Genomic DNA, 25,500 nt, shown 5'->3' with positions numbered 1-25,500 from the left:
ATCTTTATTTGACGATTTTACTAGCTTTTTCATTTTAACTCTTTTTTGACACATTCGCAAAAGTGAGATGCACCCGCTTTGTAGCTTGATTTATGAAGCCAGATTGGCCATTGCTTGACAGCGGCTAAGCCTTCGGAAAAACTGCCGACAGCGGAAACTTGGAGGCGATCGCCCACTGGCCTGCTTGATTGATATATCCCCACCCTTTTGAAGCCCTAACTGCTGCTAAACCTTGATTAAATGAGTGGGGGTTGCACAATTTGATGATGATTCTTGTGGGGTGTCCCGCCTGCTGTGAAAATACATCGCACGAGTTCAGAAACTCATCCCACAAAACAATCAAAATCATCCCCCAATTATCCAACGGCTTCTACTTTCCCCGAACTGACAACAGAGGGATTAATTCGGTTGAACAGCCGCTAGAATTTGTCCGGCTGTCACCGTTTGCCCCTTTTCACAAAACAACTCGGCAACAGTTCCGGAAACATCAGCAGTAATAGCAATTTCCATTTTCATCGCTTCCAAAATTAACAGCCGATCGCCCTCTGCAACCGCATCTCCAACATTAACCAGCACCTGCCAAACATTAGCCGAAACGTGAGCGACAACTGCCTCACAGTCGATCGGCAAAGTAACCTCCGCCGCCGTGTCAGAAACCACATCCGCCGAGGATTCTGCGGCAGCTTCAGCGTCAAATTCCCCGGATGCGGCCCAGCGATCGCGCTCTGCATTAAATGCTGCCTGCTGCTGCGCTTTAAACTCAGCCGCACTGCTAGCAATAGAATGCAAAAACTCATTGTATTCTCTCAAATTAAAAGTGATTTCCTCAACCTTTAATTTAAACTTACCTTCGATAAATTCTTCCCGACAGCGGTGCAATTCCTCATGGGAAACCGGATAAAATCGGATTTGGTCAAAAAAGCGCAAAAGCCAAGGTTTACCAGACTGGAAATCCGCCGTTTGTTTGAACCGATTCCACATTTGCACGGTGCGGCCGACAAATTGATAACCTCCAGGTCCTTCCATCCCGTAAACGCACAAATACGCGCCGCCAATGCCAACTGCATTTTCAGGAGTCCAAGTGCGGGCGGGATTGTATTTAGTAGTAACCAAACGGTGGCGCGGATCTAGGGGAGTTGCGACGGGCGCGCCTAAATAAACGTCTCCCAAACCCATCACTAAATAGCTAGCATTAAATACAATTTCTCTGACTTGTTCGATGCCCTCAAGCCCGTTTATGCGGCGAATAAACTCAATATTGCTGGGACACCAAGGTGCATCCGATCGCACAGACTGCATATATTTTTCAATGGCCAACAGCGTCGATTCATCTTCCCAAGATAAAGGCAAGTGCACAATTCGCGCCGGCACTTCCAAATCCTCGATCGCCGGAAGTTCCGCCTCCGCCGCAATCAGCGCCTGCATTAGCTGCTGTTGCGAAATCTGGCTGCCCTCAAAGTGAATTTGGAGCGATCGCATTCCCGGCACTAATTCGATAACACCAGGCAACGGATTTGCTTTTAACTGTTCCATCAATGCGTGCGCCCGAAAACGCAAATTTAAATCCAGCACCAACGGGCCGTATTCCACTAGAATATATTTATCCCCAGCTTGACGGTAAGTAACAGCAACCTGTCCCGGAGATTCGGGAATTTCGAGCAAAATTGGAGAGGCGGGAACGGCGGGCAATTCCTCCGCATTTTTCCCAAAAACAGGCAAACTAAAAGTAGCAAGTTGCCGATTTTGTGCTAATTCCCGCTGCAAAGCTTCAGCAAAACTCAAACAGTGAAAGCGAATGCTGTCCCCCGGTTTTAGTTGTCCGATTTTCCACAATTCCGACTGCACAATAGTAGCCGGACAGACAAAACCTCCCAAACTCGGGCCGTCCAGACCGAGAATTACAGGCATATCACCCGTAAAATCGATCGTGCCGATCGCGTAAGCATTATCGTGAATGTTAGACGGGTGCAAACCGGCTTCCCCGCCGTCTTGACGCGCCCAGATGGGCTTCGGGCCGATCAGCCGAATGCCCGTCCGCGTCGAGTTGTAATGGACTTGCCATTCTGTGGAGAAAAACATTTCGATGTCTGACTCAGTAAAGAAATCCGGCGCGCCGTGAGGCCCGTACAAAACGCCGATTTCCCAATTATTGCTGTAGGTGGGAATTAGTTCCGGAGGCAAAGATAATTCCGCTTCCAGAGTGGCAGTTTGGTTGAGTTTTAACACATCTCCCGGACGCAGCGTGCGGCCCGCGTGCCCGCCAAATTTGCCCAGTACAAACGTTGATTTGCTGCCCAAATAATTGGGGACATTAAAGCCGTGTTTCACCGCTAAATAAGTGCGGTAGCCGCCGCCTTGGATGCCTTTTAACTTGAGAATGCTGCCAGCTTTTACGGGAATTGCTGTCCAAAACGGCACCGATTCGCCGTTTAGCGTTCCCTTCATAGTTGCACCGGTTAAACTAATAACTGTATCGGCATTAAAGCGCAGAGTTGGGCCTGTCGCTGTGAATTCCAATCCGGCTGTCGATTCGGGATTTCCTACTAAACGATTTGCCGATCGAAATGCCAGATGATCCATCGGCCCAGAAGGCGGCACGCCAACATCCCAATAGCCAATCCGCCCCGGATAATCTTGAATGCTGCTGTAGGTTCCCCCATCCAATACATCGATCGTTAAAGGTGCGTATTCAAATGAGTTTAAAAAGCGCGTGCTCAGTTCGCCGCGGCTGAATCGGGAATCGTCCAAAATCTGGCGGAGGTAATCTAAATTAGTTTCAATTCCCGCTATTTCACTGGCATCTAAAGCAGCTTTTAGTTTTACGATCGCCTGGGTTCGATTATCGCCGCAAACGATTACTTTGGCTAGCAGCGGATCGTAAAAAGGAGTAACCTCCGTGCCGGTTTCTATCCAACTGTCGCAGCGGACGTTTTCGGGAAACGCAACTTGATTCAGCAACCCGGAACTCGGCTGAAAATTCTTGCCGGCATCTTCGGCATAAATTCGCACCTCAATTGAGTGTCCCTGCGGCCGATAGCGGTACTCTTCCAGGGGGAACAAATCTCCAGAAGCCTGTTTTACCATCCACTCAACAAGGTCGATGTTGTTGACAGCTTCAGTAACGCCGTGTTCAACTTGCAAGCGCGTGTTGACTTCCAAAAAATAAAACTGTTTCGCATCGACATCAAATACAAATTCAACAGTACCGGCTGACTGGTAATTTACCGCTTTTCCCAACCGCACGGCTGCACCGTACAACTGATTTCGCTGTTCGTCGCTAATAGCAGGGGCGGGGGTTTCTTCAATTACTTTTTGATTGCGCCGCTGCACCGAACAATCTCGCTCGCCCAAGGCTATGACGTTTCCTTTGCCATCTCCAAAGATTTGGACTTCAATGTGCCTAGCTGTTTGAATATATTTCTCTAAAAAAACGCCGCTTTGTTTAAAATTGCTTTGACTCAAACGCTGTACTTTTTCAAATGCTTCTGCCAAATCTCGATCGCCAAAACAAGCCTGCAAACCAATGCCGCCGCCGCCTGCGGTACTTTTGAGCATCACCGGATAGCCGATCGCCCCAGCCGCTTTTTGGGCATCATCTAAACTTGCTAAAAGTTCGCTTCCGGGAGTTAGCGGCACTTGATTTGCAGCGGCTATTTCCCGCGCGGTGTGTTTCAATCCAAAGCAGCGCAACTGACTCGGAGTCGGGCCGATAAATGCAATATTTTCGCTGGCACAAGCTTCGGCAAATTCAGCATTTTCGCTCAAAAAGCCGTAACCCGGATGGATAGCTTGAGCTTTTGTTTGGCGCGCAACTTCGAGAATGCGATCGAACTGCAAATAACTCTCGGCTGCTGCGGCTGCACCGATACAAACGGCTTCGCTGGCGGCGAAAACGTGTTTGGCGTGGGCGTCGGCTTCAGAATATACTGCTACCGAAGCAATTCCGAGGCGATCGAGCGTGCGGATAATTCGACAGGCAATTTCACCGCGATTTGCAATTAAAACTTTGTTAAACATTTAGGTAATTGGTAATTGATAATTGTTAATGGTAATTGGTAATGGGTGTCTCTTTACATCTTGTACTATCTTGAAGAACAGGCAAGATGCCTGTTCCACAAAGAGTGACTTTTCTTGTGGGGTGGGCTTCTAGCCCGCCCCTAAAAAAAATGCGCCCCTAAAACTATCCTGAAGAACAGGCAAGATGCCTGTTCCACAAAGAGTAAATTTTCTTGTGGGGTGGGCTTCTAGCCCGCCCCTAAGCCCCTAAAACTATCCTGAAGAACAGGCAAGATGCCTGTTCCACAAAGAGTAAATTTTCTTGTGGGGTGGGCTTCTAGCCCGCCCCTAAAAAGATTGCGGAGACAGTGCCAACCCTACATTTACACCGCATCCCAAACAATCAACTGAATCGGCGTAGGATTGTAAGCATTGCAAGGATTGTTCATTTGCGGGCAATTAGAAATAGCAACCAGCGCATTCATTTCGGCTCGCAAATCAACTGTACTTCCCGGATCGGAGATGCCGTCAACAATTTCAAGCGTGCCATCTTCGCTAACCGGAACATTCATAAAAAAGTTGATATTGCTGACTACATCTCGCTTACCCAAACCGTAGGGAAGAATTGCGGCGAGAAAATTTTCAACACAGGCGTGCTGGTATTTTTTATCTAGTCCAAACCGCACCGAATTGCTCTCGCAGCTACAGGCGCCGCCGGAGGTATCGTGCCGTCCGCAGGAGTCAGCAATTATGGTCATCATGGCTCGCCCTTCGTTGGAAAGGAGTTGGCTGTTTGTAGTGACAAAGATGTTGCCTTGATTGACGATCGTATCGGGGGCGCTGTAGCGTTCGGAAGGGTCATCGGCATTGTAAACTAAAAAATCTACTGCTTGATTTCCGCCTAAATCTACAATACGAAGAATCTGTCCTTTTTTGATGACACGAGACCAGGGATGTCTGGCTGGTAAGACTTCGTTATAAATTGCAGTTTTTGGATCGAGGATTTGTTGGGTAGTTGCAATCATGGTTCACTTTTTATGATGGAAGTGCAGAGTTTTTCACCGCAGATTGATGCGGACAAAGTTGAGTTGTGTAATCCGGTCTATTGCACGAACAAAGCATCGGTGTTGATGAAGCCGCGCACGGCTTCCGGGTTGGCGGTGCGGCACAAGTCGTCTGGTGCGGGTGCGGGGGTTTTCACAATCTGAATTTGGATGGGTTTTGGATCGTAAGTTGAACCCGGATGCAGGATGTGGGGGCAGTTAGAGATAATGGTCAATACGTTCATTTCGGCTCGCAAATCGATAAAACTACCCGGTTTCTCGCAGCCTTCGCGAAACTCCATCGTGCCGTCTGGTTTGACGGCAATGCGAGTAAATAAGTTGAGGTTGGGCATGATATCTTTTTTGCCCAATCCCCACCGACTTAGGGCTTTGAGGAAGTTGTCGCGGGAGTTTTTCCAGTCTCCTTCGCCGTATTTTTTGGCATTGCTAATGGCGTTGCTGCATCCTCCTAGCAAATCGTGACAGCCGGAGGTGTCTTGGGTGATGGAAAATAGGATGCGTCCCATGTCTGTGTAGAGTACCATGCCTTGTTTGAGAAAGGCGTTGAATTGAATTTTGGCGGTGTCTGCTGCGTTGAAACGTTCGATCGCATTGTCGGCGTTGTAGCACAGCATGGAAACGCCGCGAGAGCCTTCTAAATCGGTAATTCGCAGGGTATTTCCCCGCTTGATGACTCCCGACCAGTACGCGCCGCCCGGTACGGTTTCTTCGATTAATACGAGGCTAGAATCTATTTGTGAGTTTGGGTCGATGGATGATAGTTGCACCATAATTTCCTCTTGATGTATTTGGGTAGGTCAGCGAAATAAAACAATAGTATGTCTTATATCAAGTCCGGTTAATTACTTATAAATTCTATACGGGCATCGGGCACCGGGCATCGGGCATGATGGGACAAAAATATTATAACTATTCAACCGGACATGATATTAGCTGCTCAACCCGCCTGATCCCAAAGTAATATTTATAGAGGTTTTCAAGCGTGGTGAGGTATGGGGGAGAGTCCTATGCCCATGCCCCATGCCCCATGCCCAATGCCCCATGCCCAGGAGTACCTCATTTACCTGAGAAAGGCTATACAAACCTATTTCTATTTAAGCCGCCATTGCAACTGCTTCCTGTCCGTGTTTCCGCATCAAATCCATGAGTTCGTCGCGGTAATCGTGGAATTTGGCGTGCCGTTTAATGCTGGGAGTGCGATCGGGCAAATTAATCGACATTTCCTTTCTCACTGTACCGGGACGAGCGCCCAAAGCATAAATCCGATTGGAAAGAAACACCGCTTCTTCGACATCGTGGGTAATCATAAAGATTGTAATCTGAGTGCGGCGCCACAAATCGAGCATGAATTCGTGCATCGATTCTTTAGTGTGGATATCCAATGCGCCGAAAGGTTCATCCATTAATAACACTTTAGGTTCAGAAGCGAGGGCGCGGGCGATCGCCACCCGCTGTTTCATCCCGCCCGACAATTCCTTTGGTAGCGACGAAGCAAACTGCGTCAATCCTACCACATTCAAATAATAGCTCGCTTGTTCGCGCCGCTTTTTCTTGGAAACGCCTTGAAGTTTAAGGCCAAACTCAGCATTTTCCTGCACGTTCATCCAAGGATAAAGAGTGTAATGCTGAAATACCATACCTCGATCCGGCCCAGGCGAAACAACTTCCTTGCCATCAATTTTCACTTCCCCTGTTGTCGGCTTGTCCAATCCCGCAATCTGCCTCAACAGAGTAGATTTGCCAGAACCGGATGCGCCTACCGCGCAGATAAATTCGCCTTGATTGATGCTCATATTGATGTCCTTGAGGACAACTAATTTACCCTTTTTCGTTTCAAAGTTTTTGTGCAGATTGTTGATTTGCAGAAACATGAGTTTATCCTCTGTATTGTAAGTAAAAAATTGATTTTTTCATTCCCAAAATCTGTAAGATTTAGGACTAAGAACGATATCTAGCGTGGGTTTCAATTTTATTTTACACCACTGCCTTCTTCCTTCTTCCTTCTTCCTTCTTCCTTCAACATCTGCTTACTGTTTCTGACTTGACCATTTACAAGAAACCCGCAGCAGATATTGAAAAAGCAAGTCAAAAGCCAGTCCGATCGCCCCAATGACAATCAGCCCCACAAAAATTTCATCGGTTCGGAGAAATCGACCGGCGACGCTGATCCGGCGGCCTAAGCCTTCGGTTGCAGCAATCAATTCCGAGACGATTACCAATTGCCAAGCGGCAGCTAGGTTGATGCGGCTTGCATCTAAAATTCCCGGCAAAACGTGAGGAAAAATAACTTGAGTTAGGATTTCCCAGCGATTCCCACCCAACATATAAGTAGATTCGATCAAGTCTTTGGGAACAAACTTGACTGTATCCATCACCATCAGCGAATTGAAGAAAAAGACGCCGATAAATATCAGCATTATTTTGGGTTCTTCGCCGATTCCCAAGTAGAGAATTAGCAGGGGAATGAACGCTGGTGCGGGCATATATCGCATCAAGCCGAACATGGGTTCCAGCAAGGCGCGAATACTGGGAAAACTGCCCATCAGCACACCAATTGGTATGGAAAAAACCAAGGCGAACAGAAAGCCCACTCCCACCCGCCACAAACTCGCTACTGTGTCTTTCAAAAGTTCGCGAGTGTTCCACAGCCGACCAAATGCCTCTAAAACTTTGCCGGGGGAAGGCAAAAATTTGGGGTCTACGTTGGCGAAGGTTGTTACTAGCCACCACAGCAGCAGTGGCAGTGCGATCGATGTTACCGTTAACCCAATATTGAGGGGTTGTGGTATCTCTTCCGCAATCCGCCAGAAAACGGTGGGATTTAGGTTTTTTTGCTTGAGGTGGGATTGGATCGATCGGGAATCGGGATTTGGTGGCATGATTTAATTGCGGAATGATTGAGCGAGTAATTTTAGTAGCTTTTTGGTATAAATAAATAATAAGGTGGAAACTTTGTTGTGTCTGCAAAATCGTAAATTTTGCCTCCTAGCTTTTACCTTCGGCATAAGCTTTGATAAAGCGATCGTCAAATAATGTGCTGATATCTGGTTGGGTTTTGGCTAAATTTACATCTACGAGAAATTTAGTCATTTCTCCCGCCGCAAACTGCAATGATGTCATGTCATTTCCCGGTTGAAAGGCTTTCAAGTTTTCCTCGATCGTAAATATCTGAGTGCCGTTTTCATATTCTTTGTATTCCTCAACGCTAACTCCGGCGCGGTTGGCGAGAATCTCGTAAGATTTCTCTTTATTTGATTTCATGTATTCCAATGTTGCAAACCATGAATTGACCAGGGCTTGCACTCGATCGGGGTGTTCGCCGATAAACTTTCGGGTGAATACCAAATGGTCGGAAATCGCCCCCGGAAAATCTTTGGAACTAAACAGTTCCTTGCTGTTCGAACGTTTTAATGCCTGCGTAGTAAATGGCGCAAATACTGCCACCGCATCGACTTGTCCTCCGACGAAAGCCGCCGCAGCTTTGCCGGTTTCCAGCGGTACAAATTGAATGTCCCGCACTGATAAACCTGCTTTTCTCAGCCCTAACAGCAATAGAAAGTGATCGACTGTACCTTCTTCGGCTGCAACTTTTTTCCCTTTTAAATCGGCAACGGAATTGATGCCTTCGGCGACAATCACTTTGTCATTTCCCGTCGAGTTGTCGTTGACTAAAACAATTACTTGATCTGCGCCGCCGGATATAGAGTTTACGGTATCGCCGAGGGTTTGGCTGTTAGCATCTATCTGTCCTGCTGTGAGGGTGCTGATTGATTCTAAGTAGCCGTCAAACCATTTTAAGTCTACAGCAACATTGTTAGCTTCAAATATCTTTTGCTCTTTGGCAATTTGCCAAGGAAACCAGCCGGGCCACGCGCTGAATCCGAGGCGAACTGCGTTAGCACTTACTGAAGAAGCTGCTTCGCTGTCAGTCGTGGTTTTGATATAAATTGCCGGGTTGACGCAGCCGACAGCGAAAAACAAGGTGATAAAAAATAGGGCGCAGTAGGACAAGGGCGATCGCGTTATTTTGGGGGAGCAATATCGGATATTCATAGCATATTCTGGTTGCTGGTTAGAGGTGAATATGTCGATCGAGCTTTTGCACCTTCTTTGGCTTCCTTAGCTTCCGCAAACCCCCTTGATATACAAGGATAAAGCCCGAGAGCTAACGAACCGAGTCTTGCTGACCGATCGCGTTTCTCCCGGGCTTTTATCCCGCCGTGTAACTGGCTAGTGTTTCCCTAACATTAAAATATTGGGACAACCAGTCTGCTTCTCTCGGACCAGCACTTGAACTTTCTAAGCTGAGTTAGAAACTGATTCAAATCGGAACCCTAGAAGCGGTTAAATTTTTTCGGTTTTTGTCTGTATAAGTCCTGTTTGCAACCCAAGGAGTTATTCGAGACTGTCAGTAACAGCAATGCACTTAGCTTTTTGAAAGGTAAGCATACTGTAGCTTGCAATCTTACGAGATTGCTACGTTTCAAACGGTAACAGCAAACTTGATGCAAAAATGTGTAAAATGTTACAAAAAACGGTTTTTCTCTAATTTGTAAAATTAAAATTTTTGGAATATTAAACCGGGCGATGAGATGGGGCGATTGGAAATCGCGAAGTTTACCTGCACAAAAAGACGCAACCCGCAAGGTCATGGTTGAATATTTCTCAAGAAATAGTTCGAGTCCTAGACTGGATGCGAGTACGATCGACAATGCGGTAAACTAACATCCTATTTGTAATAACGATCGCCTAACACAGCCTGTGAAGTCAAATCCGTTAGCATTGGAATTATTCATCTCTCTCCGATCTCCCTCTGCGTTCTCTGCGCTCTCTGCGGTTAAATCATCCTCATATAACCAGAAATGATATGAAGTCAAATCTTCAATCTAAAATCTAAAATCTAAAATCTAAAATCGACTGACGGTGCACTATGGAAAAATTTAACTACAGCAACAGTCTCGACATTCATTCGCTGCTCGATCGCTACCGCACCGGCTCGATCGCGCCCGCAGATGTGATCGCGAGCGTGTACGATCGGATCGAACGCTATGCAGATCCGGCAGTATGGATTTATTTAGCACCGCAGGCGGAAACCCTCGAACGCGCCAAAGCTTTGGAAAACCTAGACCCGCAGCAGTTACCACTCTACGGAATACCTTTTGCGATCAAAGATAATCTCGATTGGGCGGGCGTTCCGACTACAGCGGGATGCCCGCAGTTTGCTCGCACTCCAGCGCGATCGTCCGCAGTCGTAGAGCGCCTGTGCGCGGCAGGTGCGATCGCGATCGGCAAAACAAACATGGATCAGTTTGCCACAGGATTAGTGGGAACCCGCACTCCTTATGGAGTTTGCCGCAATCCGTTCGATCGGCGCTACATTCCGGGCGGATCGAGTTCCGGTTCCGCAGCAGCAGTCTCCGCCGGATTGGTGAGTTTTGCTCTGGGTACCGATACCGCAGGCTCAGGGCGGGTTCCCGCTGCTTTTACCAACATTGTCGGGCTGAAGCCAAGTTGTGGCTCGATCAGCACTCGCGGCCTGTTACCTGCAGTGCGATCGCTCGATTGCGTTTCTGTGTTCGCTCTCACCTGTGCGGATGCAGGCTCCGTGCTGCAAGTAGCCAGCGGTTTTGACGCTGAGGATGCGTTTTCTCGTCGCCCTGAAACGAAAGTTTTGCCGGATTTGTCCAGCTTGCGGGTGGGAGTTCCCGGAGACGGCGAACTCGAATTTTTCGGGAATGCAGAAGCCGAACAGCGCTACCGAGAAGCTGTGGCGCGCTTGCAATCATTGGGCTGCACGATCGCACCTATTGACTTCAAACCCTTTGCGGATGCTGCCGAACTGCTCTACGGCGGGCCTTGGGTAGCAGAAAGGTTGGCCGCCATCGGCGATTTCCTCGACGCGCACCCAGAGGATATCGATCCGATCGTCTACGAAATTATCAGCGGCGGCAAACGCTACGATGCCGTCGCGGCTTACCGCGCGTCGTACCAGTTGGCCGAACTCCGCCAGCAGGCAGCAATTCAGTGGCAGTCAATGGATGTGTTGGCGGTACCGACGACAGGTACGATTTATACTGTCGCAGAAGTTGCAGCCGAACCGATCGCGCTCAACACCAATCTTGGGCGCTACACGAACTTTGCGAATTTGCTCGATTTGTGCGCGATCGCAGTTCCCAGCGGGTTTCAAAGCAGCGGATTGCCCGCAGGATTAACACTGATGGCTCCTGCGTGGCACGATTTATCGCTCTGCCGCCTGGGATCTGCTTTCCACGATCGCTTGGGGGGAACTTTGGGCGCAACCGGTCTGCCGCTGCCAACCGTCCCGGAACCCGTTATCGCAGCCAAACCTTCCTCAGAAGAACGAGTCAAAATAGCCGTGGTTGGCGCTCATTTGAGCGGTGAGCCGCTGAATTATCAACTAATCGAGGGGGGAGGTATTTTAGTTCGCGCCTGCCGTACCCGCCCGATTTACAAGCTGTATGCTTTGACGGGTACTGCTCTGGGCAAGCCGGGATTGGTGCGTCAGATAGAGGGCGGTAGCGCGATCGAGGTGGAAGTTTGGGAGTTGTCGATCGCGGCTTTCGGCGGATTTGTCGCTAAAATTCCCCCGCCCTTGGGAATTGGTACGCTGGTGTTGGAGGACGGCTCCACGGTGCAGGGCTTTTTGTGCGAACCTTATGCTGTGGCGGATGCGATCGATATTTCTGATCTGGGCGGTTGGCGAGCTTATAACTTCCGGTTTTAGGCTAAGTTAGAATGGCAAATTTCTACCCATCTTCAGAATCATGCCAACATCAGTGCCAATTCGACCAATTCCCGTCACAACCCCAACCCCCACCGGCGGCGGTACCAGTCCCGGTGGGGCCGCTGGTGGCACTCGCGGCACCAGCGGCCCCGACTCCCTCAGAGGTAGTGCCGGCGCTAACTTGATATTTGGTTTGGGTGGCCCTGACAGCATTTTCGGCTTAGGCGCAGACGATTCCCTCTACGGCGGCGACGGCGATGACTCACTGCTGGGAGACGTTGGCGATGATTTGCTGTTCGGCGGTGCGGGCCGCGACAGCGTTTTGGGTGGCGCCGGCGACGATACTTTCTACGGTGGCAAAGGTTCTGACTCAATGCTGGGCGGCGATGGCAATGATTTGCTGTTTGGCAACCAAGACACCGATACTTTGTTGGGAGGCGCGGGCGATGACTCGCTTTTTGGGGGTGCTGGCGATGACTCGCTGTTTGGTGGCATCGGCAATGACTGTTTATCGGGCGATCGCGGCCAAGATACTTTAACTGGCGGCACCGGAAACGATACTTTTGCGATCGGGCGTTTGGCAGACGGGGATGTGATTACAGATTTTACGGATGGTACGGATCAAATTCGCTTGACTGCCGGCCTCACCTTTGGCGAAATCACCATTGCCGCTGGTGCCGGAACTTCGCCGAGTACAATTATTCAGCTTACAAGCACCAAGGAAACTCTCGCTACTTTATTCGGAGTTGCCCGCGCTTCTATCAGTCAGGCAGACTTTATTCTTTAATTGGGAATTGTTGACGGTTGACTGTTGACGGTTGACTGTTGACGGTTGACTGTTGACGGTTGACTGATACAAAATCCGGGTTTGCTAACCATTTTATGAGACTCGGTGCTTGAAACCGCTTTTGACCTCAAACTACACAAACGAAGTCTGCCTCCGCAAACTAAGATAGAGAAAGTTATTTAAGCAGGATTGGGTATGACAAATAACAAATAACACATAACCAATAACAACTGACTAATGACTACTGACTACTGACTACTGACTAATGACTAATGACTACTGACGGTTTTCTCAATCTCAACAAACCTGCCGGCCTGACATCTCACGACTGCGTGGGGCGAGTGCGCCGGCTATTGAAACTGAAGCGAGTCGGACACGGAGGAACCCTCGATCCTGCTGTGACTGGCGTTTTACCGATCGCCCTGGGCAAAGCAACCAGACTGCTGCAATATCTCCAACACAATAAAGCTTACCGAGGCACGATTCGGTTTGGCTTAACTACTGCTACTGACGATTTAGAAGGAGAAATTATCCATTCTCGACCGGTGCCAGAGTTGAGTTTGGAAAAAGTGCAAGCTGCGCTGCCAAAATTTATAGGAAAAATCGAGCAATTTCCACCGAGTTTTAGTGCGGTACAGGTGGGAGGAAAACGCCTTTATGAGTTAGCTAGAAAAGGCGAAACGGTGGAAGTTGCTGCTAGAAATGTTGAGGTTTTTCGACTGGAAATCTTGGATTGGCGGCCGGGGGATTTTCCTGAATTGGATTTGTCGATCGCCTGCGGGGCGGGTACTTACATTCGGGCGATAGCGCGGGATTTGGGCGCTATGTTGAATGCAGGCGGTACTTTGGCTTGTTTGACTCGCACCGAAAGTAGCGGTTTTTCGATCGAGGAAAGTCTAAGTTTTGAAGAATTGGAACTGCAATTGCAGGAGAATAAATTCTGCCCGATTTTGCCATCGGCGGTTTTGGGACATTTAGGTGCGATCGTCCTTTCCCCTGAATATACCAAACGCTGGTTTCAAGGACAGCGCCTCCCAATTCCAGAAACGTCGATCGGGCCAGAGGAGGAAAGTAGCAACAATCCCTTCCCCAACCCAATACCCCAACCTCCCTATCCTTTGCAGGTTTACGATCGAGATGGTAATTTTTTAGGTATCGGTCAAGTAGCGAACTCAGAGACAAGTACCATATTATCTCCTCAAATTGTGCTTTAAGTATCTAAAATAATAATGAAAAAAGGTATAATTGGTACGGGAAAAGTTGGCGGAACTCTAACCGCTGGGAATGCTCTCGATGCACCTAGCTGACAGCGGTATGGGACGAGATTGGCCTATTAATCTAATCAATCGCTGAGGTAAAAATTGTGAAAATATTGCTGATCGGATTAATCCGAGGCTACAAAATGGGGATTTCTCCTTACCTGCCTAACGCCTGTAGATTTCAGCCAACTTGTTCGCAATACGCGATCGAAGCAATAGAAAGATTTGGGCCGGCCCGCGGCAGTTCAATGGCAGTTAAGCGAATTTTACGCTGTCATCCTTTTCACCCAGGGGGTTACGATCCAGTACCTCCCAAAGATAGCGAGGGCAATTAGTTATTAGTTAGAAGCCGAATTTTAGTTATTAGTTAATAGGGCAAATAGCCGTTACATCCTCATGGCTAAAACTCCTGGGGGGAATCACTCCCTGATGGGGTTGAATTCTCACAATTAGTGGTGTTTTTTAACCCAAATTCAGTAAAATTACTGTTATCTTTCAAAACTCAGCAGCTATATAATGGTACAAACAGAGTACAGGGGATGCGAGTTGATATGTCTGCTACCGCAATCGGATACAAAATGTTGTCCCATACTCTGGCTGTACTCAGCCAGAAACAAGCAACGGGGAAACTGCTGTTAGAGCAAGGGGAGCAACAGTGGCAACTTTACTTTTTTCAGGGTAGTTTGGTGTATGCCACGGGAGGATCGCACAGAGCGAGGCGCTGGTACAGGGCGATCGGGCAACACTGTCGAAACTTTCAAGTGGATCTTAGAGACCTCGATGCTGGAGAACTGTGGGAATATCAACTGCTTCAGCGAGGGATAGCAGCCAGCGAAATGAGTCTGGAACAAGCTAAGGCGATCGTCCACACCAGCCTTTCCGAAGTGTTATTTGCTCTGATCGGTCAATCGGGTTTGCGCCGGGAGTGGCGTCCGTCCCAGAAATATTTTTCTACCATTACCTCTTCTTTGCTGCTGTCTTTAACAGAAGTAGAGAAAGTTCTGTGTTGTACAGAAGAAATTTGGCAGAAGTGGAAAGCAATGGGTTTGTGGCTGGTAGATCCAGAACAAGCACCGCTTTTAAAACCGTCGGCCCAGTTGCAGCAAAATCGATTTAGTTCTAATTCTTTGATCGCTTTGGGTAACGTATTCAACGGCGAGAATACTCTTTGGGATATTGCATTTAAGAAAAAGCAGTGCGTGACAGTGGCAACTCGCGCTTTAGTTAATTACATCAAGCAGGGTTTAGTAAATTTCCGAACAGTACCAGACTTGCCATCGCCTATAGAACAGTGGCGCCTTGCCGCAGCGATGGCCGGGCCGGGTCGCCCTTTGATTGCTTGTATCGATGACAGTCCGACAGTTTGCGAATTTTTAGAGCAAATTTTATTGCCGGAGGGGTATCGAGTCCTAAAAATTCAAGACCCCATGCAGGGAGTGGGCCTCCTCGCCAAACAAAAGCCTGCGTTAATTTTTATGGACGTGGTGATGCCGAAGACAAGTGGCTTTGCTTTGTGCAATTTTTTGCGAAAGACACCTGCTTTTCGGGAAACTCCGATCGTGTTTTTGACCAGTCAAGACAGTATAATTGACCGCACGCGAGCGAAATTGACAGGTGCTTCCGATTTTTTGAGGAAGCCAGCCAATCCCGAACAGGTTGTGCAAATAGTTGACAAGTATTTGAAGGTAAAAGGCGATCGCTACCCTTCAGCAATTCGCCCCCAAGATATACTGAACTCGCACCAACTTACCTTGGCAAATTCTTGACCCCAAATTAATGAACACAAGAACCCCTTGCTGGGTGCGTCAGTTCCTGACGCACCCTACGCTCATTGTAAAATAAAGACGCAATCGAATTTAAGATAATTAATTATGAGTAATGTTACGATCGATCGCACTCCGCAGGTGAGCGTAGTAATTCCGGCTTACAACTGCGCTGCTTACGTCGGCCAAGCCGTAGATAGCGTTCTGCACCAAACCTATGCTAACTGGGAAATTATTGTCGTAGACGACGGTTCCAAAGATGACACTAGATTAGTTTTAGAGAAATATGGCGATCGAATTCGCTACATTTACCAACAAAATCGAGGAGTTTCGATTGCCAGAAATCACGGCATCGAGCTAGCGCGAGGAGAATTTATCGCCTTTCTCGATGCGGACGACTACTTTTTCCCCGACAAATTAGCAGCACAAATGGCTGTATTTGCAGCGCGACCAAATCTAGGAATAGTTCACAGCGGCTGGCGTCTAGTTAATAGTATAGGCGAACCGCTAAAAGATGTCAAACCCTGGCAAAATGTCCCTAAATTAGACTTAGAAATGTGGCTGCGGTGGAAACCAGTATTACCCAGCGCCATGGTATTTCGCCGTCAGTGGTTAGAGCGCGCCGGCGGATTTGATCCTCGATTTCCCCCGGCGGAAGATACAGATTTAGTGCTGCGTTTAGCCTTAATGGGATGCGAAGCAGAGTGGTTGCAGCAAGTAACTGTTTGCTACCGCCAGCACGAACAAAGCGCCATGTACAAAGGTTTACCGCAGGCTAAATCCCTCGCCGCAGTCATGGACAATTTTTTTGCCCGCCCCGAATTGCCGGATAAAATACGATTGTTGGAAAAGCAAATTAAGTACAGTACCTTAGTTTGGATTGCTTGGTATTTGTACCGCACCGGTCATTCTGTTGAGATGGTAGAGTTTTTGCAGCGTTCTTGGAATTATACGCCTTATTTGCCTGTGGAAACAGTAATTAATTGGGCGGAAGCTTTCGCCGAGTTTTCGCAGGATGCGGGAAATGAATTTGATGCAGATTTATTAGCTCAATCTGCCGAGTGGCAGCAGTTAATGCAGTGGATTATTCTCGGTACGCCAGCTTGATTGAAAGCTTTTCCATTGCACTCATCTCGTTTACGGTTGCATAGGAATTATTTAACCGCAGAGAGCGCAGAGGACACAGAGGAAGAGAAGAGAGGCTTTTCGCATTTCTGGCCATGTAAAACCTGCATAAACTTTATTAGGCTTCAGTTTGAGTTTCTGCTTCAGTAAAAATTGGCGGCCACAGTTCAGCAATTGGCAATTCCCAACCAGGGAAAAGTTCGGGGACAGTCAAAATATCTTCATTTCCCAGCACAATCGGTTCACCTTCCTGACGATAAACTGTTACACTTTCTTCATCTGGATCGATCAAAATTCCTACTTGCGCTCCGAGTTCTAGGAAATTATGAATCTTTTTTTGGAGCGGTTTAATGCGATCGCTCTGTGATTTAATTTCTACTACCAAGTCTGGGACTAATTCTCCGAAATAACGGGGACTTTGCCTGAGACGTGCGGCTCGGACAAAAGAAACATCAGGTGCTGTAAGGTTAGCATCAGGTAAAATAAAGCCGCCTGCGGAGTCAAAAACTCGACCCAAACGGCGGGGATTCACCCAAACGAAGAGAAAGGCACTCAAGCGAATGCCAATTTCACTAGATACAATGTCTGACGGGCCCACAATGATAATCTTCCCGCTTTCTAGTTCAACTTGGTAGTCTTGACCGGCTTCTTTGAAGGTTTTTTGGACTTTTTCTAAGTCTTTGAGTGTCATCATATTGATTATTCCTTAGCAGAAAAGGAGTTGCCGCAGCTACAGCTTTGAGCGGCATTGGGATTGTGAAATCGGAAACCTCCGCCCATCAAGTCTTCTGAATAATCCAAAGTGAGATCATTGAGATATTTTAAGTGCTGGGGGTCGATCGCAACTTCAATTCCCTCCGACTCGCATACAGCGTCTTCTGGGGCTGGCGCATCGTCAAATGCCATTGTATAAGACAAACCGGAGCAGCCGCTCGATTCCACGCCCAGACGAAATAAAGCATTGGGGTTTGGATGCTTCGACTTGAGGCGCGTTACTTCGGTTGCTGCTGTTTTGCTCAGATGAATCATTATCAGTAATTGGTAATTGGTAATTGGGAAGTAATGTTGAGTTTTGAAAATCTAGAGTGTGCCTAGGCGTGTACCTTACCCGGAGAATGTAAGGTGCGCCGGGCCGCGCACCTTATGCCTATATTTTTAGCAACTTTAGTTACTTAGCTTTTTCATTACGAGCATAATCGTCTTGAAAGCGGATAATATCATCTTCTCCGAGATATTCGCCATTCTGCACCTCAATTAAAACCAGGGGGATAACTCCCGGATTTTCCAGGCGGTGAGAAGTGCACTGAGGAACGTAGGTAGACTGATTTGTAAACAGAACTTGTTCAGTTTCGCCACAAGTAACTTTTGCAGTACCAGAAACCACGATCCAGTGTTCGCTGCGGTGGTGGTGCATTTGCAGGCTGAGGCGGTGTCCGGGCTTAACTTCGATCCGCTTAATTTTATATCCTGGGCCTTCTTCTAGAGTCGTAAATGAGCCCCAAGGCCGCAATTCTGTAGCGGCTATTCCGTTGGGTGCTGCAGGTGCGTGCAGGGTAGATACTTGAGAAATTTCTTGAATCTGAACCATGATTTTCACTCCTTGAGGATTGCTTGCTGAATCCTTTGGTAAACGACGTTGTTTTTTGAGATTAACTAATCTATAGTTAAAACCGAAGCCCACCTGCGGGGACTGGTTAGCCGACTGTAGAGTTTTGCAAGAATTGTGCTCAGCCCGATCGACCTGCCTTAACAACCATAGCAAAACCAACATAGCTGTTGTCACCTATTATTAGATCGATCGCCCCAATCTACATCAAATCTTCATAGAAAGGGCGCTGGTTCTTGAATATTGATTAAAGGTGAATCCTAATCCAGCTCTTGAGACTGCTGTTGCAAAACTTCTAGCATCTCGTTAGAGACCCTCTGAGATGAAACCTGGTTGAATAGTTAGACTTGAATAAGTTTGGCTAAGTTCTGTGAAGCAGTGATAAGTGAACCGAACGTCGTAGAGTTTTTTCAATTCTGCAACCAGGGTGGGAGAAAGCGGGCGAAAGCTATCTAACCAGGCTTTGAGTCGATCGACTTTTTGCAATTTTTCAGAAAGGTTCAGCGCGGATGAGAAGGCAAAATGCTGGTGGAGAATGTCACCCAGACGCTGAGGATACAGTCGCACTAACAACGCCCTAAAGTTATTATAGGGTTGATGGGCGATCGAGGATTGAGCCGTTGAGAAAAATTGCATAGGGAATCGGTATATTTGTCGGGAGATTATGGCGACCCGACTTTTGTGGCTAATGCTAATACTTCTCTAAGGTCGATTATAATCTGCTGGGGTAGTTGTTGAGCAATCAGCTTGTTTTCACTGTGGTGGACGAATTACCCGAATCAATTTACCTGTGAAATTTTCGACAGTAGAAATAGCTTCATTAATCAGTGTAGCTTGTCTCTCAATATTCAAATCTTCTTTGCAAATAATGATACCTTTATGATCGGATTGCAAACGGTGTAGGTGTCTAAAATCATCCCAATTGCGCGTCAAAACAGCTCGATTGTGGTTAATAGTAAAAGCTAACACATCTTCATCAGGAATCCCCAGTCCACCATTTCCAGCTTCCTGCACTGTCAAAACATCGTGACCACAAATTCGCAGTAATTCCACGATTACCAGTGGAAAATTTTCATCTGCATAAAGACGCACCATTTGTTAATCTTCCTCATTTCTAGCGATGGCTGCTTCAATTTCCTCTGGGTGTGCCTCAGCATAAGCCCAAGCATTTGCCAAATCTGCTGCACTCAAATGAGGAAAGTCTTGCAAAATTCGCACATCACTTGCACCCAGAAGGCGATAATTTACCATCGACCAAATAGGTATGCGAGTCTTCGCAATTCTAGCATCGCCGCCACACACGCCGGGAGTTTTTTCAATTCCTTGCCAGGTATTGCTTAAACTTTGAGCTAATAGCTGTATTGCCTGAGTTTTTTCACTGGGAGTTAAGGCTAAGAGTTGTTTTTCTAATTCTTTCAGTGTCATTTTTTACAATCTCAATCATTATTACTCATCTCTCTCTTCTCTTCCTCTGCACTCTCTGCGCTCTCTGCGGTTAAAAAAAATCCCAATATCAATTTATCATCTAATTACCAACAAGCTGTCTTTCAGCCTCTTCCAGCAAGGCGATAACTTGCTCTTTAGTCAGAGTTGGAAATCCATCCAAAAAATCATCAATTGATTCTCCTGCTTTCAGATAATCCAGAAGTGTTTGTACTGGAACTCTAGTAAAAGCAAAGACTGGGGTGCCACCCATAATCTCAGGAGACGCGCTAATAATTTAAGAGTGTTTAAGCATAAATCTTTAACCTCCGGGTTCCATAGTTAATTTATCGGCTTTAACTATTTTTTTCCTCGGATCGAATAAGCTTCGATTTTTTGGTGCATCTACCCAATTGAGTAGATACACATATAATACATGATACTAGAGCGATCGGCATCCCACCATCTACTCTAGATCAACATCTTTTCGGCACTTTGACAGGAGCATCAAAATGAACAGCAACGGACTGCCACAAAAGCAAGGTCTGTACGATCCGCAGTTCGAGCACGACGCTTGCGGAGTCGGATTCATCGTACACATGAAGGGTAACAAATCCCACGAAATTGTCGAGCAGGCACTGACAATCCTATTGAACCTCGACCACCGAGGCGCGTGCGGCTGCGAACCCAACACCGGAGACGGGGCGGGGATTTTGATGCAGGTACCCCACAAGTTTCTCAAGAAAGTAACGGCGGCCCTCAACATCGAACTTCCCGAAGCCGGCGAGTACGGCGTTGGCGCGATTTACTCGTCGCCAAATCGAACTGAACGCGAAAACGGCAAACGCATTTTTGAGGAAATCGCCGCCGAAGAAGGCCAGGAAGTGCTGGGATGGCGCGATGTTCCCACGGATAACTCGTCCCTCGGCGACACCGCCAAATCTAGCGAACCCTTCATGCAGCAAGTGTTCCTCCGGCGGGCCGCAGGTATTGACGAGGCGGCTTTCGAGCGGAAACTGTACGTCATCCGCAAACGGGCTCACAATGCCATCCGCAGGACTAACACAGACCCCTACTGGTACAATTCCACTCTCTCGTGCCGGACGATCGTCTACAAGGGTATGTTAATGCCGGTGCAAGTCGGCGATTACTATCCCGAACTGCACGACCCCGACATGGAAAGCGCTCTAGCCCTAGTTCACTCGCGCTTCAGCACCAATACTTTTCCGAGTTGGGAACGATCGCACCCTTACCGCTACATCGCTCACAACGGCGAAATTAACACGATGCGCGGCAACATTAACTGGATGCACGCGCGACAATCGCTGTTTGAGTCGGAACTATTCGGCGATGACTTAAAGAAAATCCCCAATTTAATCAATATCGAAGGCAGCGACTCGACGATTTTTGACAATGCTTTGGAATTGCTGAATTTGGCCGGGCGTTCTTTGCCGCACGCCGTAATGATGATGATTCCCGAACCTTGGACGGCCCACGAGTCCATGAGTGACGAGAAAAAAGCTTTCTACGAATACCATTCTTGCTTGATGGAACCTTGGGACGGCCCAGCTTCGATCGCCTTTACCGATGGTACTTCGATCGGGGCCGTGCTCGATCGCAACGGTTTGCGCCCTTCCCGCTACTGCGTTACCAAAGACGACTTGGTAATTATGGCATCGGAAGCCGGAGTTTTGCCGATCGCCCCAGAACGAATTGTATCAAAAGGTCGCTTGCAACCGGGGCGGATGTTCCTAGTAAATACCGAGGAAGGCCGCATCGTCTCTGACGAGGAAATTAAGACCAAAATCGCCACAGAACACCCGTATCGCCAGTGGATCGACCAGCACATGGTCGAAATCGCCAAACTGAAAGATGCGCCGGCATTGGCAGAATCCCATCCCGAAACATTATTGCAGCGGCAAATGGCCTTTGGCTACACCTTTGAAGAACTGCGGTTGCTGTTAGCACCGATGGCGAAAGATGGCGTGGAAGCTGTCGGCGCGATGGGTGCGGATACGCCGCTGGCGGTGCTTTCCAATCGGCCAAAACTACTTTATGAATACTTCCAGCAGTTGTTTGCTCAAGTTACCAATCCGCCGATTGATTCTATCCGCGAAGAAATTGTAACTTCTGCCGAAACTACGATCGGCGCTGAACGCAATTTGCTCAAACCAGAACCGGAAAGCTGTCATTTGATTGAACTGAAAACGCCAATTCTCAGCAATGAAGAATTAGCTAAGCTCCAACACGTAAAAGAGGGCAATTTCAAGTCCGTCACCGTGCCGATTTTGTTTGACCCCAAAAGCGGCGTAAAAGGTCTAGAACAAGCGTTAGAAGAGGTTTTTGCAGCAGCAGACAGCGCGATCGCCTCCGGGGTGAATATCATCATTTTGAGCGATCGGGGTATCAGTCCAGACCAAGCAGCAATTCCGGCGCTGCTGGCAGTTGCGGGCCTGCACCACCACTTGATCCGTAAAGGTACGCGCACGCGGGCGGGACTCGTGCTCGAATCCGGCGAACCGAGGGAAGTGCATCACTTTGCGACACTTATTGGATACGGTTGCGGCGCGATTAATCCGTATTTAGCCTTTGAGACGATCGCCGATTCGATCCGCGAAGGATTGCTGCTAAATGTCGAGTACAAAACAGCTTGCAAAAACTACGTCAAAGCCGCCACTAAAGGTGTGACGAAAGTTGCCTCGAAAATTGGGATTTCCACAATTCAAAGCTATCGCGGCGCGCAGATTTTTGAGGCGATCGGCTTAAACAAATCCGTAGTCGATAAATACTTTGCTTGGACAGCATCACGGATTGAAGGCGTAGACCTCGAAGTCATCGCCCAAGAAGCTATTTTGCGCCATACTCACGCATTCCCAGACCGCCCATCCAGCGGACATACTCTCGATGTCGGCGGCGAATATCAGTGGCGGAAAGAAGGCGAGGCGCACTTGTTTAGCCCGCAGACAATTCACGCCCTGCAAAAGTCGGTGCGCGAGGGCAGTTATACGCTTTTCAAACAGTATTCTGGGCTGGTTAATGAACAAAATCAGCAGCATTTTACCTTGCGCGGTTTGTTGCAATTCAAGCAGCGGGAATCGATACCCATTGAGGAAGTTGAGCCGATCGAATCTATTCTCAAACGCTTTAAAACAGGGGCGATGAGTTATGGTTCGATTTCTAAAGAAGCCCACGAATCGCTAGCAGTAGCGATGAACCGCATTGGTGGCAAATCGAACACCGGTGAAGGTGGCGAAGATCCCGATCGCTACACTTGGACGAACGATCGCGGCGACTCGAAAAACAGCGCGATCAAACAAGTTGCTTCCGGGCGTTTCGGCGTTACCAGCTTGTACCTTTCCCAAGCGCGGGAACTGCAAATCAAGATGGCGCAAGGCGCGAAACCCGGTGAAGGCGGACAGTTGCCCGGTAAAAAAGTATACCCGTGGATTGCGAAGGTGCGGAACTCGACTCCGGGTGTGGGTTTGATTTCGCCTCCTCCTCACCACGACATTTATTCGATCGAAGATTTGGCCGAATTGATTCACGACTTGAAAAATTCCAATCGGGAAGCGCGGATCAGCGTGAAACTCGTGTCGGAAGTTGGAGTCGGGACGATCGCGGCGGGTGTTGCGAAAGCCCACGCCGATGTCGTGTTGATTTCCGGCTACGACGGCGGAACCGGCGCTTCGCCGCAGACTTCGATCAAACACGCCGGTTTACCTTGGGAATTGGGACTGGCTGAAACTCACCAAACTTTGGTACTCAACAATCTCCGCAGCCGGATTGTCGTGGAAACTGACGGTCAAATGAAAACCGGCCGCGATGTAGTAATTGCTGCCTTGCTTGGCGCTGAGGAATTCGGTTTTGCTACCGCGCCGCTGGTGACATTGGGCTGCATCATGATGCGCGTTTGCCACCTAAACACTTGCCCCGTGGGCGTGGCAACGCAAGACCCACTGCTGCGGAAAAACTTTACCGGCGACCCCGATCACACGGTAAACTTTATGACTTTCATCGCGCAGGAAGTCCGGGAAATTATGGCGCAGTTGGGCTTCCGCACGCTGAATGAAATGGTTGGGCGGACTGATGTTTTGGAACCTCAGCAAGCGGTGGAACACTGGAAGGCTAAGGGTTTGGATTTCTCGAAAATCCTTTATCAGCCGGAAGTTGGGGCGGATGTCGGCCGCTATTGCCAGATGGCGCAGGATCACGGTTTGGAAAAGTCGATGGATATGACTGTGTTGTTGGATTTGTGCAAAGGTGCGATCGAAAATGGCGAAAAAGTCCACGCCAAACTGCCGATTACCAATGTCAACCGCGTTGTCGGCACAATTCTGGGCAACGAAATCACCAAACGCCACTGGGAAGGTTTGCCTGATGACACGGTACACCTGCACTTCCAAGGCAGCGCTGGGCAAAGCTTTGGCGCATTCGTGCCCAAGGGAGTCACCCTGGAGCTCGAAGGCGAAGCTAACGACTATTTGGGCAAGGGGCTCAGCGGCGGCAAAATCATCTTGTATCCGTCGCCAGCTTCTACCTTTGTCGCGGAAGAAAACGTGATTGTCGGTAACGTAGTGCTTTACGGCGCGACTGCTGGTGAGGTTTTCATCCGAGGGATGGCGGGCGAACGTTTCGGGGTGCGTAACTCCGGCGTGAATGCGGTAGTTGAGGGTGTGGGCGATCACGGTTGCGAGTACATGACTGGCGGCAAAGTTGTAGTTTTGGGCGAAACCGGGCGCAATTTTGCAGCGGGTATGAGTGGCGGTGTTGCTTACATTTTGGATGAGGCGGGGGATTTTGCTACTCGCTGCAATATGTCGATGGTGGATTTGGAAAAATTGGAGGATGTTGAGGAGATTAGCGATTTGCGGCAGTTAATTCAGACTCACGTTGATTTGACTGGAAGTGCGAAGGCATCGAAGGTTTTGGCAAATTGGGACTCGATGGTGCCGGTGTTTGTGAAGGTGATGCCAAGGGATTATAAGCGGGTGTTGCAGGCTATTGAAAGGGCGATCGCATCGGGTTTAAGCGGTGATGATGCGCTGACGGCTGCGTTTGAAGAAAATGCTCGCGATGTCGCCCGGATTGGCGGCAGCTAGGGTTCTGCGGTAGAATTCTACTCATGTAGCAAGGGTCTTTCTTGTTTGTGTCGAAGTCTAGATCCCCCCTAACCCCCCTTAATAAGGGGGGACAAGAAATCTTCTTAAAGTCCCCCTTCTTAAGGGGGATTTAGGGGGATCTAGACTTTGCCTAAAAGCGACATTTATTGTGGGTTTCAGTCTTAAGTTGTCACCAATGGACACAGCCTGGGAACGAGTAACGAGCATGAAAGTAGGTAAACTATGAGTGCAGCAATATTAACGACAAAACAGTACGTTGAAGAACAAGATGGTTGCTACCGCATCCTTGGGAAGCGCGTTTCTTTAGATTCAATTGTCTATGCTTTCCTGGCGGGACAATCCCCAGAAAGTATCGTTCAATCATTCCCTGTGCTGACACTAGAAGAAGTTTATGGCGGGATTTCCTTCTACCTTGCTAACCGCACAGCCATTGATGTTTATTTATTCGAGGGAGAACAACTATTTGAAACCTTGAGACAGCAAGCAAGGGAAAGTAACTCCTTACTTTATCAAAAACTCTACAGCGATCGCACCAGCCAGTTAGGGACATCCAAGAAATAAACTCTTCCAGTCCCCGGAGAGGGTAAACTGAATTAAGTAAGGCTAACGCACA

The 25,500-nt window shown here is 48.3% G+C and carries 22 protein-coding genes and 1 riboswitch; of the genes, 8 read left to right on the top strand and 14 right to left on the bottom strand.

Annotated features, from left to right (window positions below; genetic code table 11):
- Window positions 1–124: 124 nt before the first annotated feature.
- The 7 genes from QUA83_RS25040 to QUA83_RS25010 form a co-directional block, all read right to left on the bottom strand.
- Entirely contained in the window at window positions 125–364 is a 240-nt protein-coding gene (locus QUA83_RS25040) for a hypothetical protein (protein WP_333296610.1), read from the bottom strand.
- 35 nt (window positions 365–399) lie between these two features.
- The gene (gene uca / locus QUA83_RS25035; RefSeq protein ID WP_333296608.1) at window positions 400–4,017 is read right to left on the bottom strand and encodes an urea carboxylase; all 3,618 of its coding nucleotides are present in this window, start codon (window positions 4,015–4,017) and stop codon (window positions 400–402) included.
- A gap of 362 nt (window positions 4,018–4,379) precedes the next feature.
- Window positions 4,380–5,021 (bottom strand): urea amidolyase associated protein UAAP2, encoded by a 642-nt coding sequence (locus tag QUA83_RS25030; RefSeq protein WP_333296606.1) that lies wholly within the window; start codon window positions 5,019–5,021, stop codon window positions 4,380–4,382.
- 77 nt (window positions 5,022–5,098) lie between these two features.
- Entirely contained in the window at window positions 5,099–5,830 is a 732-nt protein-coding gene (locus QUA83_RS25025; protein ID WP_333296605.1) for an urea amidolyase associated protein UAAP1, read from the bottom strand.
- A 324-nt stretch (window positions 5,831–6,154) separates the two neighbouring features.
- A complete protein-coding gene (locus tag QUA83_RS25020; protein ID WP_333296603.1) occupies window positions 6,155–6,931 on the bottom strand; it encodes an ABC transporter ATP-binding protein in 777 nt (258 codons plus the stop codon).
- A gap of 156 nt (window positions 6,932–7,087) precedes the next feature.
- Window positions 7,088–7,939, bottom strand: coding sequence for an ABC transporter permease (locus QUA83_RS25015; RefSeq protein ID WP_333296601.1), 852 nt, complete (start codon window positions 7,937–7,939; stop codon window positions 7,088–7,090).
- Window positions 7,940–8,045: 106 nt separating this feature from the next.
- Window positions 8,046–9,113, bottom strand: coding sequence for an ABC transporter substrate-binding protein (locus QUA83_RS25010; protein ID WP_333296599.1), 1,068 nt, complete (start codon window positions 9,111–9,113; stop codon window positions 8,046–8,048).
- A 144-nt stretch (window positions 9,114–9,257) separates the two neighbouring features.
- Window positions 9,258–9,409: riboswitch (guanidine-I (ykkC/yxkD leader) on the bottom strand.
- Between the two features lie 581 nt (window positions 9,410–9,990).
- Between QUA83_RS25010 and atzF the strand changes: the two genes are divergently transcribed.
- From atzF to QUA83_RS24980, 6 genes are all read left to right on the top strand, one after another.
- Entirely contained in the window at window positions 9,991–11,805 is a 1,815-nt protein-coding gene (gene atzF / locus QUA83_RS25005) for an allophanate hydrolase (RefSeq protein ID WP_333296598.1), read from the top strand.
- A 40-nt stretch (window positions 11,806–11,845) separates the two neighbouring features.
- Window positions 11,846–12,592, top strand: a complete 747-nt coding sequence (locus QUA83_RS25000; RefSeq protein ID WP_333296597.1) for a calcium-binding protein — start codon at window positions 11,846–11,848, stop codon at window positions 12,590–12,592.
- Between the two features lie 272 nt (window positions 12,593–12,864).
- Window positions 12,865–13,806, top strand: a complete 942-nt coding sequence (gene truB, locus QUA83_RS24995) for a tRNA pseudouridine(55) synthase TruB (protein WP_333296595.1) — start codon at window positions 12,865–12,867, stop codon at window positions 13,804–13,806.
- Window positions 13,807–13,955: 149 nt separating this feature from the next.
- Entirely contained in the window at window positions 13,956–14,186 is a 231-nt protein-coding gene (gene yidD, locus QUA83_RS24990) for a membrane protein insertion efficiency factor YidD (protein ID WP_190655801.1), read from the top strand.
- 216 nt (window positions 14,187–14,402) lie between these two features.
- Complete coding sequence (locus QUA83_RS24985) at window positions 14,403–15,617, top strand: response regulator (protein ID WP_333296593.1); 1,215 nt, start codon at window positions 14,403–14,405, stop codon at window positions 15,615–15,617.
- 105 nt (window positions 15,618–15,722) lie between these two features.
- The gene (locus QUA83_RS24980) at window positions 15,723–16,721 is read left to right on the top strand and encodes a glycosyltransferase (protein ID WP_333296592.1); all 999 of its coding nucleotides are present in this window, start codon (window positions 15,723–15,725) and stop codon (window positions 16,719–16,721) included.
- A 136-nt stretch (window positions 16,722–16,857) separates the two neighbouring features.
- Here the strand turns inward: QUA83_RS24980 and QUA83_RS24975 are convergent, their stop codons facing one another.
- The 7 genes from QUA83_RS24975 to QUA83_RS24945 form a co-directional block, all read right to left on the bottom strand.
- The gene (locus QUA83_RS24975; protein ID WP_333296614.1) at window positions 16,858–17,430 is read right to left on the bottom strand and encodes a Uma2 family endonuclease; all 573 of its coding nucleotides are present in this window, start codon (window positions 17,428–17,430) and stop codon (window positions 16,858–16,860) included.
- Between the two features lie 8 nt (window positions 17,431–17,438).
- A complete protein-coding gene (locus QUA83_RS24970) occupies window positions 17,439–17,768 on the bottom strand; it encodes an iron-sulfur cluster assembly accessory protein (protein WP_333296590.1) in 330 nt (109 codons plus the stop codon).
- Window positions 17,769–17,907: 139 nt separating this feature from the next.
- Complete coding sequence (locus QUA83_RS24965) at window positions 17,908–18,327, bottom strand: phosphomannose isomerase type II C-terminal cupin domain (RefSeq protein WP_333296589.1); 420 nt, start codon at window positions 18,325–18,327, stop codon at window positions 17,908–17,910.
- Window positions 18,328–18,651: 324 nt separating this feature from the next.
- Window positions 18,652–18,981: a hypothetical protein gene (locus QUA83_RS24960; RefSeq protein WP_333296588.1), complete on the bottom strand. Its 330-nt coding sequence runs from the start codon at window positions 18,979–18,981 to the stop codon at window positions 18,652–18,654.
- A 117-nt stretch (window positions 18,982–19,098) separates the two neighbouring features.
- Entirely contained in the window at window positions 19,099–19,440 is a 342-nt protein-coding gene (locus QUA83_RS24955) for a DUF5615 family PIN-like protein (RefSeq protein WP_333296587.1), read from the bottom strand.
- A gap of 3 nt (window positions 19,441–19,443) precedes the next feature.
- Window positions 19,444–19,770 carry a DUF433 domain-containing protein gene (locus QUA83_RS24950; protein ID WP_333146890.1) on the bottom strand — a complete coding sequence of 109 codons (327 nt, stop codon included), beginning with the start codon at window positions 19,768–19,770 and terminating at the stop codon, window positions 19,444–19,446.
- A 100-nt stretch (window positions 19,771–19,870) separates the two neighbouring features.
- The gene (locus QUA83_RS24945; RefSeq protein WP_333296612.1) at window positions 19,871–20,062 is read right to left on the bottom strand and encodes a DUF433 domain-containing protein; all 192 of its coding nucleotides are present in this window, start codon (window positions 20,060–20,062) and stop codon (window positions 19,871–19,873) included.
- Between the two features lie 217 nt (window positions 20,063–20,279).
- On the opposite strand from QUA83_RS24945, the gene gltB reads away from it, so the two are divergent.
- Both gltB and QUA83_RS24935 read left to right on the top strand, forming a co-directional pair.
- Complete coding sequence (gene gltB / locus QUA83_RS24940; RefSeq protein WP_333296585.1) at window positions 20,280–24,866, top strand: glutamate synthase large subunit; 4,587 nt, start codon at window positions 20,280–20,282, stop codon at window positions 24,864–24,866.
- Window positions 24,867–25,109: 243 nt separating this feature from the next.
- Window positions 25,110–25,448, top strand: a complete 339-nt coding sequence (locus tag QUA83_RS24935) for a DUF433 domain-containing protein (RefSeq protein ID WP_333296583.1) — start codon at window positions 25,110–25,112, stop codon at window positions 25,446–25,448.
- Window positions 25,449–25,500 lie beyond the last annotated feature (52 nt).

This window comes from Microcoleus sp. K1-B1 (assembly GCF_036704705.1).
Taxonomy (GTDB): Bacteria; Cyanobacteriota; Cyanobacteriia; order Cyanobacteriales; family Microcoleaceae; genus Microcoleus.
This window is presented reverse-complemented; position numbering and strand designations above follow the sequence as displayed.

Coding starts and splice junctions, on each gene's coding strand:
- uca (WP_333296608.1), bottom strand. CDS start 4,017: ATGTTTAACAAAGTTTTAATTGCAAATCGCGGTGAAATTGCCTGTCGA.
- QUA83_RS25030 (WP_333296606.1), bottom strand. CDS start 5,021: ATGATTGCAACTACCCAACAAATCCTCGATCCAAAAACTGCAATTTAT.
- QUA83_RS25025 (WP_333296605.1), bottom strand. CDS start 5,830: ATGGTGCAACTATCATCCATCGACCCAAACTCACAAATAGATTCTAGC.
- QUA83_RS25020 (WP_333296603.1), bottom strand. CDS start 6,931: ATGTTTCTGCAAATCAACAATCTGCACAAAAACTTTGAAACGAAAAAG.
- QUA83_RS25015 (WP_333296601.1), bottom strand. CDS start 7,939: ATGCCACCAAATCCCGATTCCCGATCGATCCAATCCCACCTCAAGCAA.
- QUA83_RS25010 (WP_333296599.1), bottom strand. CDS start 9,113: ATGAATATCCGATATTGCTCCCCCAAAATAACGCGATCGCCCTTGTCC.
- atzF (WP_333296598.1), top strand. CDS start 9,991: ATGGAAAAATTTAACTACAGCAACAGTCTCGACATTCATTCGCTGCTC.
- QUA83_RS25000 (WP_333296597.1), top strand. CDS start 11,846: ATGCCAACATCAGTGCCAATTCGACCAATTCCCGTCACAACCCCAACC.
- truB (WP_333296595.1), top strand. CDS start 12,865: ATGACTACTGACGGTTTTCTCAATCTCAACAAACCTGCCGGCCTGACA.
- QUA83_RS24985 (WP_333296593.1), top strand. CDS start 14,403: ATGTCTGCTACCGCAATCGGATACAAAATGTTGTCCCATACTCTGGCT.
- QUA83_RS24980 (WP_333296592.1), top strand. CDS start 15,723: ATGAGTAATGTTACGATCGATCGCACTCCGCAGGTGAGCGTAGTAATT.
- QUA83_RS24975 (WP_333296614.1), bottom strand. CDS start 17,430: ATGACACTCAAAGACTTAGAAAAAGTCCAAAAAACCTTCAAAGAAGCC.
- QUA83_RS24970 (WP_333296590.1), bottom strand. CDS start 17,768: ATGATTCATCTGAGCAAAACAGCAGCAACCGAAGTAACGCGCCTCAAG.
- QUA83_RS24965 (WP_333296589.1), bottom strand. CDS start 18,327: ATGGTTCAGATTCAAGAAATTTCTCAAGTATCTACCCTGCACGCACCT.
- QUA83_RS24960 (WP_333296588.1), bottom strand. CDS start 18,981: ATGCAATTTTTCTCAACGGCTCAATCCTCGATCGCCCATCAACCCTAT.
- QUA83_RS24955 (WP_333296587.1), bottom strand. CDS start 19,440: ATGGTGCGTCTTTATGCAGATGAAAATTTTCCACTGGTAATCGTGGAA.
- QUA83_RS24950 (WP_333146890.1), bottom strand. CDS start 19,770: ATGACACTGAAAGAATTAGAAAAACAACTCTTAGCCTTAACTCCCAGT.
- gltB (WP_333296585.1), top strand. CDS start 20,280: ATGAACAGCAACGGACTGCCACAAAAGCAAGGTCTGTACGATCCGCAG.
- QUA83_RS24935 (WP_333296583.1), top strand. CDS start 25,110: ATGAGTGCAGCAATATTAACGACAAAACAGTACGTTGAAGAACAAGAT.